The 15,792-nt window shown below is 33.1% G+C and carries 17 protein-coding genes; 8 read left to right on the top strand and 9 right to left on the bottom strand.

The window, feature by feature from the left end; genetic code table 11:
• Positions 1 to 3 precede the first annotated feature (3 nt).
• Positions 4 to 705, top strand: coding sequence for a sulfite exporter TauE/SafE family protein (locus tag IHE43_RS18010; protein ID WP_192185185.1), 702 nt, complete (start codon positions 4 to 6; stop codon positions 703 to 705).
• Here the strand turns inward: IHE43_RS18010 and hemN are convergent.
• The 5 genes from hemN to IHE43_RS17985 all read right to left on the bottom strand — a co-directional run bounded on the left by hemN (position 702) and on the right by IHE43_RS17985 (position 5,414).
• The gene (gene hemN / locus IHE43_RS18005) at positions 702 to 2,066 is read right to left on the bottom strand and encodes an oxygen-independent coproporphyrinogen III oxidase (protein WP_192185184.1); all 1,365 of its coding nucleotides are present in this window, start codon (positions 2,064 to 2,066) and stop codon (positions 702 to 704) included. The two genes, IHE43_RS18010 and hemN, sit on opposite strands and share 4 nt — an antisense overlap.
• Before the next feature lie 125 nt (positions 2,067 to 2,191).
• The gene (locus tag IHE43_RS18000; RefSeq protein WP_192185183.1) at positions 2,192 to 2,662 is read right to left on the bottom strand and encodes a hypothetical protein; all 471 of its coding nucleotides are present in this window, start codon (positions 2,660 to 2,662) and stop codon (positions 2,192 to 2,194) included.
• Between the two features lie 107 nt (positions 2,663 to 2,769).
• Positions 2,770 to 3,117: a hypothetical protein gene (locus IHE43_RS17995; protein WP_192185182.1), complete on the bottom strand. Its 348-nt coding sequence runs from the start codon at positions 3,115 to 3,117 to the stop codon at positions 2,770 to 2,772.
• 121 nt (positions 3,118 to 3,238) lie between these two features.
• Positions 3,239 to 3,661 carry a DoxX family protein gene (locus IHE43_RS17990; RefSeq protein ID WP_192185181.1) on the bottom strand — a complete coding sequence of 141 codons (423 nt, stop codon included), beginning with the start codon at positions 3,659 to 3,661 and terminating at the stop codon, positions 3,239 to 3,241.
• A gap of 124 nt (positions 3,662 to 3,785) precedes the next feature.
• Positions 3,786 to 5,414 carry an acyl-CoA carboxylase subunit beta gene (locus IHE43_RS17985; RefSeq protein ID WP_192185180.1) on the bottom strand — a complete coding sequence of 543 codons (1,629 nt, stop codon included), beginning with the start codon at positions 5,412 to 5,414 and terminating at the stop codon, positions 3,786 to 3,788.
• A 197-nt stretch (positions 5,415 to 5,611) separates the two neighbouring features.
• On the opposite strand from IHE43_RS17985, the gene IHE43_RS17980 reads away from it, so the two are divergent.
• The 4 genes from IHE43_RS17980 (at position 5,612) to IHE43_RS17965 (ending at position 7,290) form a co-directional block, all read left to right on the top strand.
• Positions 5,612 to 6,202: a TetR/AcrR family transcriptional regulator gene (locus IHE43_RS17980; RefSeq protein ID WP_192185179.1), complete on the top strand. Its 591-nt coding sequence runs from the start codon at positions 5,612 to 5,614 to the stop codon at positions 6,200 to 6,202.
• Between the two features lie 70 nt (positions 6,203 to 6,272).
• Entirely contained in the window at positions 6,273 to 6,731 is a 459-nt protein-coding gene (locus IHE43_RS17975; protein WP_192185178.1) for a hypothetical protein, read from the top strand.
• 7 nt (positions 6,732 to 6,738) lie between these two features.
• On the top strand, positions 6,739 to 7,047 hold the full coding sequence (locus IHE43_RS17970; protein WP_192185177.1) for a DUF3817 domain-containing protein: 309 nt from the start codon (positions 6,739 to 6,741) through the stop codon (positions 7,045 to 7,047).
• A 36-nt stretch (positions 7,048 to 7,083) separates the two neighbouring features.
• A complete protein-coding gene (locus tag IHE43_RS17965) occupies positions 7,084 to 7,290 on the top strand; it encodes a hypothetical protein (RefSeq protein ID WP_192185176.1) in 207 nt (68 codons plus the stop codon).
• Positions 7,291 to 7,370: 80 nt separating this feature from the next.
• On the opposite strand, the gene lpxD is transcribed toward IHE43_RS17965, so the two are convergent.
• From lpxD to prfB, 3 genes are all read right to left on the bottom strand, one after another.
• Complete coding sequence (lpxD, locus tag IHE43_RS17960; protein ID WP_192185175.1) at positions 7,371 to 8,369, bottom strand: UDP-3-O-(3-hydroxymyristoyl)glucosamine N-acyltransferase; 999 nt, start codon at positions 8,367 to 8,369, stop codon at positions 7,371 to 7,373.
• A gap of 577 nt (positions 8,370 to 8,946) precedes the next feature.
• Positions 8,947 to 9,393, bottom strand: a complete 447-nt coding sequence (msrB, locus tag IHE43_RS17955; RefSeq protein ID WP_192185174.1) for a peptide-methionine (R)-S-oxide reductase MsrB — start codon at positions 9,391 to 9,393, stop codon at positions 8,947 to 8,949.
• 123 nt (positions 9,394 to 9,516) lie between these two features.
• Positions 9,517 to 10,615, bottom strand: a protein-coding gene (gene prfB, locus IHE43_RS17950; RefSeq protein ID WP_192185173.1) for a peptide chain release factor 2 whose coding sequence is annotated in 2 segments (ribosomal slippage) — positions 9,517 to 10,551 and positions 10,553 to 10,615 — 1,098 coding nt in all. Because the reading frame shifts where the segments join, the coding sequence is not laid out codon by codon here.
• Positions 10,616 to 10,766: 151 nt separating this feature from the next.
• On the opposite strand from prfB, the gene IHE43_RS17945 reads away from it, so the two are divergent.
• On the top strand, positions 10,767 to 11,786 hold the full coding sequence (locus IHE43_RS17945; RefSeq protein ID WP_192185172.1) for a low specificity L-threonine aldolase: 1,020 nt from the start codon (positions 10,767 to 10,769) through the stop codon (positions 11,784 to 11,786).
• Positions 11,787 to 11,883: 97 nt separating this feature from the next.
• Here IHE43_RS17945 and IHE43_RS17940 read toward each other — a convergent pair whose 3' ends face one another.
• Positions 11,884 to 12,204, bottom strand: a complete 321-nt coding sequence (locus tag IHE43_RS17940) for a YbaB/EbfC family nucleoid-associated protein (protein ID WP_192185171.1) — start codon at positions 12,202 to 12,204, stop codon at positions 11,884 to 11,886.
• A 142-nt stretch (positions 12,205 to 12,346) separates the two neighbouring features.
• On the opposite strand from IHE43_RS17940, the gene IHE43_RS17935 reads away from it, so the two are divergent.
• Positions 12,347 to 14,407, top strand: coding sequence for a S9 family peptidase (locus IHE43_RS17935; protein ID WP_192185170.1), 2,061 nt, complete (start codon positions 12,347 to 12,349; stop codon positions 14,405 to 14,407).
• A 71-nt stretch (positions 14,408 to 14,478) separates the two neighbouring features.
• Complete coding sequence (locus IHE43_RS17930) at positions 14,479 to 15,519, top strand: PLP-dependent cysteine synthase family protein (protein ID WP_056186848.1); 1,041 nt, start codon at positions 14,479 to 14,481, stop codon at positions 15,517 to 15,519.
• The last annotated feature ends 273 nt before the right edge of the window (positions 15,520 to 15,792 follow it).

The following is a 15,792-nucleotide window of genomic DNA, read 5'->3' as shown; positions in this document are numbered from 1 at the left end:
CACATGTTATATTCTGCATTTATATTAGGTTTAATAAGTAGTTTGCATTGCATCGGAATGTGTGGTCCAATTGCTATGATGCTGCCTGTAGATCATCAGAATGAAGCTAAAAAAGTTACTCAAATTGTGACTTATCATTTAGGGCGATTAATTGCTTATGCAACAATCGGATTGATTTTTGGATTATTAGGAAGAGGTTTTTTCCTGGCTGGACTGCAACAGAATATGTCAATTTTTATTGGTGTAGCGATGATAATGACAGTCTTGATTCCGGAGAAAGTCTTTTCGAGATATAATTTTTCAAAACCTGTTTTCAAAATCATTTCGAAAATTAAATCAAATTTAGGAAATCAATTTAAAAATGGAAGTTATAAATCTCTTTTTACAATTGGATTATTAAACGGATTTCTGCCATGCGGAATGGTTTATGTTGCTTTATTTGGAGCAATCGCTATGCAGAGTGCTGCTTTTGGTGTTTTGTATATGTTACTGTTTGGATTAGGAACTATGCCATTAATGACCATTGTAGTTTATATTCATTCTTTAATAAAATTACCCTTCCGAAATAAAATTCAAAAAGTTATTCCTTACGTTGCCATCATTATTGGAGTTCTATTTATTCTTAGAGGCTTAGGTTTGGGAATTCCATATGTCTCTCCATCCAATATGAGTTTGTTTGTACAGGAAACTCCTAATTGCCACTAAACGGTCATCGAGAACAAATTTGTTTCCGGTGATTTTCTTTTCAGATGTAAATCAAAAGCCATACAAATATTTCGGACAAACGGTCTTCCAGCTTCAGTTATTGTGATTTTGTTCTCGTCAATTACAATTAAATTATCTTTTTCTAGTTCTCTTAAATCAGAAATTACATTTCCAAGATCGTTAAAGTAAAGACTTTCTTTTGTCCATGAAGTTTCAAATTCGCAAGTTAAGTTTAGAATGTGTTTTCGGATAATCAAATCTTCCTCATTTAGAATATGCCCCTTTACAATAGGCAATTTATCCCACTCTAATAATTGGTAATAATCTTCTAAATTTTTTGTGTTTTGGGCAAAGCTGTACCAGCTATCACTGATAGAAGAAACTCCTAAACCAATCATTAAGTGTGTTTTTGAAGCACTATAACCCATGAAGTTTCTGTGTAGACATTTGTTTTCGGATGCTTTGTATAAACTATCAGATTTTAAGGCAAAATGATCCATTCCGATCTCGTAATAACCATTTTTAGAAAGTAATTGTTTTCCTATTTCATATAGTTTTCGTTTTTCAGCATCTTTTGGAAGGTTTTCATCATTGAATCCACGTTGTCCATTTCCTTTGATCCAAGGTACGTGCGCATAGCTATAAAATGCTAATCGGTCTGGTTTTAAAGAATTTGTTTTTTCAACAGTATCGACAACATCTTCGATAGTTTGAAAAGGTAAACCAAAAATTATATCATGACCAATAGAGGTATATCCAATTTCTTTTGCCCAAAATGTAACCTTGGCAACATTATGAAATGGTTGAATTCTGTTAATCGCTTTTTGCACTTTTTCGGCATAATCCTGAACGCCAAAACTTACCCGGCGAAAGCCTAAATCATACAGCTTTTGAAGTTGCTCATAAGTTGTATTATTAGGATGTCCTTCAAAACTAAATTCGTATTTATCAGTCTTATTCGCAAAAGAAAAAATACCGTTAATAAGATGTTCTAAGTTGTTTTTTGAAAAAAAGGTTGGAGTGCCTCCCCCCAAGTGTATTTCTTTTACAAAAGGTTTTTCGGGTAATAACCTACAATATAAACTCCATTCTTTTAAAAGTGCTTTGATATAAATTTCTTCGACAGAATGATTTTTTGTTATTCGTTTATTACAGCCACAAAAAGTGCACATGCTCTCGCAAAATGGCAGATGAATATATAAACTAATTCCGTTTTGAGAATTACTTTCTGAGAAAGCTTTTTGAAATGATTCGACCCATTTTTGCTGTGAAAATTCAGCTTCATTCCAGTATGGAACTGTTGGATAACTGGTATACCTTGGACCTGGAACATTATATTTCTGAATCAATGAGATTTTCATAAAAAAGCATTTTGGATTCATCAAAATTACTTCTTCATACTAAGACATAAAATGACAAATATCATACTTGAAAACAAAAAAAAGAGACTCAAAATGAGCCTCTTCCCTGAATTAAATAACTAACATTAAATAGAATCCTGAATGATTTTAAGCCATTTTTTTGCAAACATATGATCTTGGTATGCACTAATTTGCTTGATTCGGTCATCATCAAAATCATAGAATGGAATTGTAATTTTTTTAGAAGCTTCTCTTTCCTGAAATTCAAAATCAATTTTTAGAATGGTGTTTGAATTTCCGTCAGTGGTCAAGATTAATTTACATGATGAAACTGATTTTAAATCAACAAATGTTGATTCTTGTTGATTTGGATTAAAATTCATCAAAATGAATTTTCTATGTTTTTGGTCTATGGTAAGCGTTTTATTGCTTTGAGACTCTGTTAAATCAAAATCTTCCGGATGGGTTGGATTGAACTTCTTTTTAATATTTAGAATTTTTGATTTGTTTGCTGCGCTTGTTCGTGCAGAAAAATATATTGGAATGGCTACTATGATTGCGATCACAACACCAATAATGGTTACACTTGTTTCCATGTTGCTGAATTTGATAAATAATGTGAATAGTAAACTGTTTTCAGAAGAAAAACAGTTCGATTGTTTTGAAGAAATAAATTCTTCGGGCTAAATTTTCATGTATTTATCTACCAAAAAAAATGGAAAGGGTAGAGCAGTAGTAAGATTTTTTTACTCTGAGTAGAGAATTGATTTGCAAAGTTAGATGCTGTTTTAGCAACTTGATGTTGTGGAATAACAACAAGTAAAGAATCAAACCATTTAATTATACCTGGATGGTTTGATTTAATATTTGCAGTAAATTGATAGCTTGCTTGTGGCTGTATAAAAGCTGATGAATCTGTGTAATCTTTAGAGAAATTGGTATCCGTTTTTTGACTTTCTATTTTTTGCATAGCAACATCGCTTTCTTGTGATGCAAGAAAGGCAAGGATCAAAAGTGATACAAAAATAACGGTTTTACGAATCCAATTCATGGTTGCGAATTTAGTTCATAAAACACAATTAAAGAAATTTAGAATGCTAATTACTTCTTAAAAGTAGCTTTATTATTTTATCCTCAACTTTTATTGAGGTCAGTTGAGGATAAAATCTATATTATTGCTGCATTTTGAAATAATAATCAGCTGAGTGTTTTCCGCCTCCATAAAATAAGAAGAAGATACAAAGTAATAGTACAACTATTGCTAAGATTAAACTTTCAGAATGCATATGTCCCATAAAATTAACAAGGATTGCACCAAAAAGTATAGGTAATTGGGCAGCAATTGCCCAGCGGGTGAGTAGCCCAAAAACAATCATTATTCCTCCAATCATGTGGGCTGGGGCGATATAATGTAAAAGAAACATTCCGCCTCCATATTGATCAATGGGAGAAATTAAATCATGTAAATACTGAGCATTGGTTACAAACGAAACTCCTTTCATAAACAAAAAAACACCCAATACAATACGTACTAAATCTACTGGTAAATAAGTGTGCGAATTTGCCCATTTATTCAAACTTTTTACATTTTCCATGATACTACGTGATTAAAAATATATACTAAGTTACTAATTTTTAATGATATATTTATTTTTAAGTAGTTGGAAATAAGTTTTTTACTTTTTATTTAACGTATTTTGAGAATTCCTAAAATGAAAATTAAACCTGAATAACACCTAAATTAAATGCTTTTTGGATTGGAGCGTGGTTAGCAGCTTCAATTCCCATAGAAATCCAGGTACGGGTATCCAAAGGATCAATAATTGCATCTGTCCATAATCTTGAAGCGGCGTAATAAGGTGAAGTTTGTTCGTCGTAACGAGCTTTTATTTTATTGAATAACTCCGTTTCCTTTGCTTCATCTATGATTTCTCCTTTTGCTTTAAGTGACGAAGCTTCGATTTGTGCCAATACTTTTGCAGCCTGTGTTCCTCCCATAACGGCAAGTTCCGCACTCGGCCATGCAAAAATTAATCTTGGGTCATAGGCTTTTCCGCACATGGCATAATTTCCTGCACCATATGAGTTACCAACTATAACAGTAAATTTTGGAACTACGGAGTTGCTTACAGCATTAACCATTTTGGCTCCATCTTTTATAATTCCGCCATGTTCAGATTTTGAACCAACCATAAAACCGGTAACATCTTGTAAAAAGACTAAAGGAATTTTCTTTTGATTACAATTTGCAATAAAACGCGTTGCTTTATCAGCACTGTCTGAGTAAATAACGCCTCCAAACTGCATTTCACCTTTCTTTGTTTTCACTACTTTTCTTTGATTGGCCACGATTCCAACTGCCCAGCCATCAATTCTGGCGTATCCCGTAATTATGGTTTGACCATAACCATCTTTGTATGCTTCAAACTCAGAATTATCAACTAAACGATTGATGATTTCCATCATGTCATATTGTTCGTTTCTGGCTTTTGGCAAGATTCCGTAAATGTCTTTGGGTTCTAAAGCCGGTTTTTCTGCTTTGATTCGGCTGTAGCCTGCTTTATCAAAATCACCAATTTTATCTACAATGTTTTTTATTTTATCTAAAGCATCTTTATCGTCTTTGGCTTTATAATCAGTTACACCAGAAATTTCACAATGTGTTGTGGCTCCGCCTAAAGTTTCATTATCAATAGTTTCTCCAATAGCAGCTTTAACCAAATAACTTCCCGCAAGGAAAATACTTCCTGTTTTATCTACAATTAAGGCTTCATCACTCATGATTGGTAAATAAGCTCCTCCTGCAACACAACTTCCCATAACAGCAGCAATTTGGGTAATTCCCATGCTGCTCATTTGCGCATTGTTTCTAAAAATTCTGCCGAAATGTTCTTTGTCTGGAAAAATTTCATCCTGAAGTGGTAAGTAAACACCGGCACTATCTACTAAATAGATAATTGGCAATCTGTTTTCCATAGCAATTTCCTGTGCACGCAGGTTTTTCTTTCCTGTAATAGGAAACCATGCCCCTGCTTTAACAGTAGCATCATTAGCAACAACAATACATTGTTTACCTCTTATATATCCTATTTTTATGACAACTCCTCCAGAAGGGCATCCACCGTGTTCGGCATACATTCCCTCTCCAACAAAACCACCGATTTCTATGTTTTTAGAATTTTCATCTAATAAATAAGCAATACGTTCTCGAGCTGTCATTTTGCCTTCAGCATGAAGTTTTTGAATGCGTTTTTCGCCTCCGCCCAGTTTTACTTTGGCAAATTTTTGTTTTAATTCTGAAAGTAAGAGTTTATTGTGATCTTCGTTTTTATTGAAGTTTAAATCCATAAGATATTGATGTTTTTACAAAATACTGTTGGCTAATTTACAAAATCAATTGAAAATAAACATGATTCGTTATTTTATAAATTAAATCTTTTCGAATGATTGTAAAATGATTGTAATAGGAGCAACCAAAAAATCGAAATTGTTGTAAGTCATTTTTTTTACCTTAATTTGTTATTTCATACTAATTAGTATTTTTTATGTCAAAAGCAGCAAATACAAGACTCACAATTCTTCAAAAAGCATTTGAATTGATTTATTCAAAAGGATATCAAACCACAAGTATTGATGATATAATTGCAACAACCCAAGTCACAAAAGGGGCTTTTTATTATCATTTTAAAACTAAAGATGAAATGGGAGTTGCTATTATTGAGGAAATTTTGAAACCTACAATGCTGGAAAGCTTTATAAAACCAATAGAAAATTCACAAAATCCAGTTGCCGATTTATACAATATGATTTCCTATTTATTGCTTGAAGATCCTTTTTTGCAAGTAAAATATGGTTGTCCGGTTGGGAACTTAACCCAGGAAATGACACCCTGGAACAATCAGTTTAGTCAGGCTTTATCTGAACTCGTGAACCAATGGATGACTACAATTGAAAAGGCAATTTTAAACGGTCAGACTTCTGGCCTAATCAGAAAAGATATAAACGGTAAACAAGTTGGGCTTTTCATTATGTCCGGGTACTGGGGAATACGAAATTTCGGAAAACTTCAGGATGATAAATCCTCTTACATCGCTTATTTAAAGGAATTTAAGATCTATTTAAACAGTTTGAAATAAATTCGTATTTCAAAAACATACTAATTAGTATGTTTTTGGATATATTTGCATTGTCTTAATCAAAAAAACAATGTATCAATCACTTTTATTCTGTCACTCCGCTTTACGATGGTTTGTATTGGCAAGCTTATTTTACTCTCTTTTTAAAGCTTATAAAGGATATTCATCAAAACTGCCTTTTACCAAAACAGATAATGCTGTTCGCCACTGGACAGCAACGATTGCACATATCCAGCTTATTTTTGGAATCCTTATTTATGTGCAAAGTCCGATAGTGAAATACCTTTGGAAAAACTTTAAAGAAGGAATTGAAAATCCGGAAATCGCTTTTTTCGGATTACTGCATATTCTCTTAATGTTGGGTGCCATTATTTTAATCACTATTGGCTCGGCTTTAGCCAAAAGAAAACTTAATGATACCGATAAGTTTAAAACGATGTTGTTATGGTTTTCTTTTGCCTTAATTATCATTTTTATTGCCATTCCGTGGCCTTTTTCACCTTTAGCAAACAGACCTTGTTTTAGATAATATTTTTATGAAAAACTTACTACAAACCAATACCGGAAGATTACGAATCATAGGATTTCTTGAAGGAACCTCTTTATTAGTATTGTTATTTATTGCGATGCCTTTAAAGTATATTTTTGGAATGCCATTTTTAACAAGACCAGTAGGAACAATTCATGGCGCTTTATTTTTACTTTTTATTTTTAATACTTTAAGTGTAGGAGTGGAGCAAAACTGGAAATTTAAAGACACGACCTGGAAAGTGCTTTTAGCATGTGTAATTCCTTTCGGAACCTTTTATATTGATACGAGAATTTTAAGTAAAATAAAGGCATAGCCTCAAATATTAAATCAATGCAAAAAGAAATCAAAGATGGTTTTAGTGTTTAAAACAAATGTAGATTCTCTTTCAAAAGTAAAGCGAATTACTCCAAAATTGAATAGTTTATTTCCAAAAGCAAAGTGGAATTTTGATCTTGAAGATTGTGATCGTATTTTACGTTTAGAATCTGATAATGATGTTATGAAGGAAATTCTTCTTCTGATGAAAATATTAGGCTTTAAATGTGAAGCTTTATAACAGCCTTTGTAATTATTGGGAGATAAGCATAAAAAAACCAGAAGTTAACTTCTGGTTTTATATATAAAATATGTTTTCGATTATTTTTTAGAATCACAAACCATTCTTTTTAAAATGGCCCATTGCTTCAATGCATCACGCGCTTCAACAGCAGGATATCCTAACATGGTTTTTCCGGCAGGAACATCTCCTGTTACCCCTGAACCAGCTCCAATAACAGCACCATCCCCAATACTGGTATGATCTTTTATAGAAGCACTTCCGCCAATAATTACGCCATTTCCTAAAGTTACCGAACCAGCTAAACCACTGTTTCCAGCCATAATACAAAATTTCCCTAATTTACTATTATGTCCAATTTGAACTAAATTATCAATTTTGCAGCCGTCACCAAGAACAGTTGAACTGAATTTTCCGCGGTCAACACAAGTGTTTGCTCCAATTTCAACTCCATTTCCAATAATTACATTTCCAATTTGTGGAATTTTTACCAGCCCTTTTTCTTTGCAAGGACGAAATCCAAAACCATCCGCTCCAATAGTTGCATTTGGATGAATAATACAATCACTACCAATATGACAACGTTCACGAACAACTGTTCCTGACCAGATAATCGTATTTTTTCCGATAGTGCATTCATCTAAAATAGTAACATTTGGATATAAGGTAGCATTGGCACCAATTTCAACATTTGGACCAATATAACAACCTGCACCAATTCTGGCTCCTTCACCAATTATTGCGGTTTCATCAATTGTGGCAGTTCTGTGAATGTTTGTATGAAAGATTGGAGTAGGCGGGGCAAAAAGCGCTAAAATTTGAGACATCGCTAAGTCGGCATTTTTTACCTTAATAAAGGCGCGATTTTCTCCAGGTTCTATAGAAATATCTTCGTTAACAACTGCAATAGGTGCATTTGAAGTCGACCAATATTTTTCATATTTTTTGTTTCCTATAAATGAAATTTCCGAAGTGGTCGCTTTTTCTAATTGTTCGGTTGCAGTTACGCATTGTGAAGTAGTGCCGTAAATTACGCCATTTATAACTTCATTGATTTCTTGAATTGAATAGGATTTCATTGAATAAATTTAATTGACTTAGGGGTTTATTTTTGCCAAATAAAATCAATTAGATTTGAATTACCTAATCTTATTCTGAAGTTTTATACGTACTGTTTAAAATAATAGTTTAAATATTACAATTTTAACATTAAATCTACTAAAATTTTAACATTTTTTGAGTTTATAATGGATTGTTCTCTTTTTTAATAGTAAAAGAATTTAAAATCGTAAGATTTTGATTTTCAGTAAATATATATTCTAAGAATAGAGATCATTGAATGTAAAAATATCACTTTTTACTTAAAAAAAAACGAATTAAATGGGTCTGAAATCGAAATTATTATCTTAGATGTTTTAAAAAGATAACGTGACAGTGTTGGAAAAAAGGTGTTTCATGGTTGTGAAATTTTGCGAATTTAAATTTTTATATGCTGGTAATCAGATAGTTTTGTGTGAAATTGTCAGGCTAATTTTAAAATTGAATATTATTAGTAAGATAATATTTAGAATTAGAAATATTCTGCTCTGAATTAAACAAAAAAAGCGCTTCACTTTAATTAAAAGTGAAGTGCTTTTTTAAAATAAGTGAAATTAATTATTCTTTTATTTTCGATAAAGAAATAGCATTAATACAATATCGCAAACCACTAGGTTCCGGCCCATCAGGGAAAACATGCCCGAGATGTGCATCGCAGGTATTGCAAACCACTTCAACACGAATCATTCCATATGATTTATCAGCATTATAAGCGATCGCATTTTCTTTGATTGGTTGTGTAAAAGAAGGCCAGCCAGTTCCTGATTCAAATTTTTCAGAAGCATCAAAAAGTAAAGTACCACAGCATTTACATTCGTAAATTCCCGGATCAAATAAACTACATAGTTCCGAACTAAAAGATCTTTCAGTACCTTTTAAACGTGTTACCTGATATTCTTCCGGAGTTAAGAGCTGTTTCCATTCTTCTTCCGTTTTTTCCACTTTTGTCTCTGGAGTTGGATTTCCTTTATTTGTATATCGAATAATATCTGCCCATTTTATCATAACTATTTTTTTTAGTTTGCTTCGCCAATTCGGCTTTCAGCCTCGGGTCAAGTTTAAGGTTTTAGTTTTCAGTCACAGTTAACTGAAAACTGAAAACTGAAAACTGCGACTGAATACTAATAACTATTCTTCCTCTTTTTGTCCCATCATCATTAAAAATGCTTTTAAGAAGGGATCTATATTTCCATTCATTACGCCATCAACATCGCTGGTTTCATAACCGGTACGAACATCTTTAACCAATTTATAAGGTTGCATAACGTAGTTACGTATTTGTGAACCCCATTCGATTTTCATTTTTCCGGCTTCGATATCGGCGCGTTGTGCTTGTTGTTTCTTCAATTCAATTTCATACAATTGAGAACGTAACATCTGCATGGCACGTTGTCTGTTATCTTGCTGAGATCGTGTTTCAGAACATTGAATCTGGATTCCGGTTGGTTTGTGAACCAATTGTACTTTTGTTTCTACTTTATTTACGTTTTGTCCTCCGGCACCACTTGAGCGGGAAGTTGTAATTTCGATATCGGCAGGATTAATGTCAATCTCGATACTATCATCAACAAGCGGATAAACATACACCGACACAAATGAAGTATGACGTTTTGCGTTACTGTCAAAAGGTGAAATTCGAACTAAACGATGTACGCCGTTTTCTCCTTTTAAGTAACCAAAAGAATAATCTCCTTCAAACTCTAAAGTTACGGTTTTAATACCGGCAACCTCACCTTCCTGAAAGTTCAATTCTTTTATTTTATAGCCATAACTTTCGCCCCACATCATATACATACGCATTAGCATTCCAGCCCAGTCACAGCTTTCAGTTCCGCCTGCCCCGGCAGTAATCTGAACAACGGCACTCAAACTGTCACCTTCATCAGATAACATGTTTTTAAACTCGATGTTTTCGATATGCTCCTGAGTTGTTTTGTAATGCTCGTCTAATTCTTCTGAAGAAAGTTCTCCTTCTTTATAAAAGTCATAGGCAAGCTGTAGTTCATCAGTAAGCTCGATGGCTTTGTTGTAATCTTCGATCCATTTTTTCTTGTTTCGAAGGTTTTTCACAATGACTTCGGCTTCTTTTGCATTGTTCCAAAAGTCGGGTGCGAAGGTTTTTTCTTCTTCGTTGGCAATTTCGATTAGTTTGGCATCAACGTCAAAGATACCTCCTCAACGCACCAAGGCGCTCCACAATACCTTTTATTTGTTCGGTAGTTGTCATAAATTAATAGTAGTTTTATATGTTTTTTATAAATATTACGTTAATTTGGTTGTATGATAATTTGCTAGTTAAAATTTACTAAAACTTGCCGAGAATAACAAACAGTAATACGTAATTTTGTTGCACAAAAATAAGATATAGTTTTTAGAATATGGAAATAAATTTAATTAGCGATACCATTACCAAGCCAACACACGAAATGTTGCAGTATATGTTTAATGCTCAGGTTGGAGATGACGTATACAAGCAAGATCCGACAGTTATCGAATTAGAGACTAGAGTAGCTGAATTTTTTGGTATGGAAGCGGGACTGTTTTTTCCGTCTGGAACTATGGCAAACCAAGCCGCAATTAAATTACACACACAACCTGGAGAGCAATTGATTGCTGATAAATATGCACATGTTTATCATTATGAAGGAGGAGGAGTTTCTTTTAACAGCGGCGTATCTTGTTGTTTGTTGGATGGAGACAGAGGAATGATAAATGCAACTCAGGTGGCAGCAGCAATTAATGATCCTGAATTTTATCATAGTCCGCTTACAAGTTTGGTTTGTGTAGAAAACACAACCAATAAAGGTGGTGGCGCCTGTTATGAGTTAGAAGATTTAAGAGAAATAAAAAAAGTTTGTGACGCTAATAATTTGAAATTCCATTTAGATGGTGCCAGAATTTGGAATGCCTTAGTTGCAAAAAGGCAAAATCCGAAGGAATTTGGAGCTATTTTCGATACCATTTCTGTCTGTTTATCAAAAGGATTAGGCGCTCCAATTGGTTCTGTATTACTTGGTAGTAAGGATGATATTCGCAGAGCGTTGAGAATCAGGAAGATATTGGGTGGGGCAATGCGTCAGGTTGGTTATTTGGCAGCAGCAGGATTATATGCTTTAGCACATAATATTGAGAGATTAGCCGAGGATCACAGAAGGGCTAAAGAAATTGCAGCAGTTTTAAGTACAAAACCGTGGATCGCAGCAATTGAGCCTGTAGAAACTAATATTTTGATTTTTTCATTAGCAGAAGGCTATAGCGACCAGCTTTTAATAGAAAAATTAAAACAAAAAAATATTTTAATAAGCGCACTTGGGCATAATAAACTCCGAATCGTGACGCATTTAGATTATAAAGAAGTAATGCATACTTATGTAATTGAAACGCTTCAAAAATTTTAGGAAAAAGGTTCAAAGTTGTAAGGTTCAAAGGGACAAAGATTTTATTTGCATTAGAAAAAACCTTTGTCCCTTTGAACCTTTTTTAAGCCTTTGAGCCTTATTTAAACAAGTTATCCATCCCCGGAATCATTGGCATATCCATTTTGGCAACAGCATCCAATTCTCTTTCGTTTACGTCTGTTGCTTTTTCAATTGCCTTATTTAAAGTTACAATTAAGTAATCTTCCAATTGTTCTTTGTCTTCTAATAAAGCGTCATCAATAGAGATTGACGTAACCTTTCTATTAGCAGTTAATGTCACTTTCAATAATCCGTCAGCGCTTTGTTCATCAATTAAAACAGTATCTAAACGCTTTTTTGTATCTTCAATTTTTTGTTGGGTTTCTTTAAGTTTACCCATCATTCCCATTAAATCCATTTTGTTGATTTTTAAATTATTTCAGACAAAATTAGTATATTGCTATATTAAATCAATACAATATTTTATGAAAATATTAATTCTGTTCTATTGTGTTTATAGTATTTTTGCCTCGTCTTATATAAAAATTAATGCTTAATCAATGCAAAACGATATAACGGCTCCACAGGCCAAAGTAATTCCAAAATCCTTAAAAAAACATAAAGAAACCCGAATCGATAATTATTTTTGGCTCAACGACAGAGAAAATCCGGAAGTTATTGATTATTTAAATCAGGAGAATGCTTATTATGAAAACATGACTTCGCATACAAAAGAGCTGCAGGCATCTTTGTACGAAGAAATGAAAGGCAGAATTAAGGAAGATGATTCATCTGTACCTTATTTTTATAATGGCTATTATTATATAACCCGATTTGAAACCGGGCAAGATTATCCAATCTTTTCAAGAAAAAAAGGAAGCCTTTCTGCTGATGAGGAAATTATGTTCAACTGCAATGAAATGGCAGAAGGACATGCTTACTTTAAATTGGGAGGTTTAAGTATTAGTCCTGATAACAAATTTGCAAGTTTTGGACTTGATCTTGTTGGAAGAAGAATTTATACCATTCAGATTAAAAACTTAGAAACAAACGAAATTCTGATCGATAAAATTGAAAATGCAACCGGAGGATCTGTTTGGGCAAATGATAATAAAACCATTTTTTATGTCAGGCAAGATGAAGTTACTTTAAGATCTGACAAAGTTTTCAGACATAAAATAAATAGCGATTCTGCAAGTGATGTTTTAGTTTTTGATGAAACCGATGATACTTTTAACGTTTCGATCAGTAAAGAAAAATCAAGAAAATATATTGTAATTGGTTCAGGAAGCACTTTAACAACCGAATACAGAATTCTGAATTCAGACAATCCTGATGGGGAATTTGAAGTTTTCCAGCCTCGTGTTCGCGGTTTAGAATACAGTATCTCTCATTTTGAAGATTCGTTTTATATTTTAACGAATAAAGATAAGGCAACCAACTTTAAGTTGATGAAAACGCCTGAAAATAAAACAGGCAAAAGAAATTGGGTAGATCTTATTCCGCATCGCGACGATGTTTTACTGGAAGATATTGAAATCTTCAAAAATTATTTAGTTGTAGAGGAACGCTCTAACGGATTAAATCACATTCGAATCATGCCCTGGAATGGCGAACCTGATTATTATTTGCCTTTTGGGAGTGAAACTTACAATGCTTACACCACAACTAATATTGATTTTGATACAGATGTTTTGCGTTACAGCTATCAATCGCTTGCAACACCTTCGTCTGTAATTGATTTTAATATGAAAACTAAAACCAAAGAAATCTTAAAAGAGCAACAGGTTTTGGGCGGAAAATTCGATAAAGAAAATTACATCGAAGAACGGGTTTGGGCAACCGCCAGAGACGGTGTCAAAGTTCCGATTTCTATGATTTATAGAAAAGGATTAGAGAAAAATGGTAAAAATCCGTTGTTGCTTTATGCATATGGCTCATACGGAATCACAATGGATACTTATTTCTCGTCGACCAGACTTTCGTTGTTAGACCGCGGATTTGTTTATGCCATCGCACATATTAGAGGAGGAGAAGACTTAGGAAGACAATGGTATGAAGACGGAAAACTGTTAAAAAAGAAAAATACCTTTACAGATTTCATCGATTGCTCTAAATTTGTAATTAACGAAAAATTTACTTCTTCTAAACATTTGTATGCAGAAGGAGGTTCTGCAGGAGGACTTTTGATGGGAGTTATCATAAATGAGGCCCCTCAATTGTATAACGGAGTAATAGCTCAGGTACCTTTTGTAGATGTGATAACAACAATGCTTGACGATAGTATTCCGTTGACAACCGGAGAATATGATGAATGGGGAAACCCAAACAATAAGAAATATTATGATTATATGTTATCCTATTCACCATATGATAATGTAAAAGCACAAAAATATCCTAATATGTATGTTTCCACCGGATTGCATGATTCACAAGTGCAATATTGGGAACCTGCAAAATGGGTTGCCAAGTTGAGAAATATGAAAACAGATGATAACCTTTTGTTTTTAGATACTAATATGGATGCTGGACATGGTGGTGCTTCAGGAAGATTTGAAGCTTTAAAAGACTTAGCAAAAGAATTTAGTTTTTTATTAGATTTAGAGAAAATTAAAAGCTAATTAGAAATTTTTTGTTAAATTTGCAACCTATCAGGGGTTATTTTGAAATGCCTTTGATTAACTATTTTTTTATGAAAGAAGAAATAAATGCTTATAATAATGTTTTAGAGTTAATAGGTAACACCCCACTTATTAAGCTAAATAAAATCACCGAAGAGTTAGAAGGAAATTTCTACGCAAAGGTAGAAGCTTTTAATCCGGGACATTCCTCAAAAGATAGAATAGCATTATATATTATTGAAGAAGCCGAGAAAAAAGGAATTCTTTCTCCAGGAGATACCATCATCGAAACTACATCTGGTAATACTGGTTTTAGTTTGGCAATGGTAAGCATTATTAAGGGCTACAACTGTATTTTGGCAGTAAGTTCTAAATCATCAAAAGACAAAATTGACATGTTGAGAAGCTTAGGTGCAAAAGTTTATGTTTGCCCGGCTCACGTTTCTGCTGATGATGAGAGGTCTTATTATAATGTAGCGAAACGTTTACACGAAGAAACTAAAGGTTCTGTTTACATTAATCAATATTTTAATCAGTTGAATATTGATGCACATTATAACTCTACAGGTCCTGAAATTTGGGAACAGACAAAAGGACAAATTACACATCTTATCGCTTGTAGCGGAACTGGAGGAACTATCTCAGGAACTGCTAAATTCTTAAAAGAACAAAATCCAAATATTAGAATTTTAGGTGTTGACGCTTTTGGATCAGTATTAAAAAAATACCATGAAACAAGAGAATTTGATAACAAAGAGATTTATCCTTACCGTATTGAAGGTTTAGGTAAAAACCTGATTCCATCTGCTACAGATTTTGATATCATTGATAAATTCATGAAAGTAACCGATGAAGAGAGTGCACACTCAGCAAGAGAAATCACTCGTAAAGAAGGTTTGTTTGTGGGATATACTTCAGGAGCAGTAATGCAGGCCATCAAACAATATGCTGAAGAGGGTGAGTTTACGAAGGATAGTAATATAGTTGCCATTTTTCCTGATCATGGTTCTCGTTATATGAGTAAAGTATTCAGTGATGACTGGATGAATGAACAAGGATTCTTTGATAGTATTAATGAAGAAGAAGTTCAGAAAATTGAATTTGTAAAATAACAAGAATTACTCTTATAAAATATAAACTCCGGATATTAAATTATCCGGAGTTTTTTTTAGAAAATTAAAAAATCCCCTCCGTTATTGTGAAACATAAATTAAAGAGATTTTTATAAATACCGTATTTATACGTAAGAAATTTTTAATTCTATTGAAGGAAGTTTATTATTTTAGCAATATCTCTTGGGGTATAAATAAATGTAATTAATAGTTTAAAATCATCAATTATGGTTATTGAACGATTATTTAGGTTCGTTGTCGAAAATTTTTTCG

The sequence above is a fragment of the Flavobacterium sp. MDT1-60 genome, from assembly GCF_014844035.1.
Lineage (GTDB): Bacteria > Bacteroidota > Bacteroidia > Flavobacteriales > Flavobacteriaceae > Flavobacterium.
This window is presented reverse-complemented; position numbering and strand designations above follow the sequence as displayed.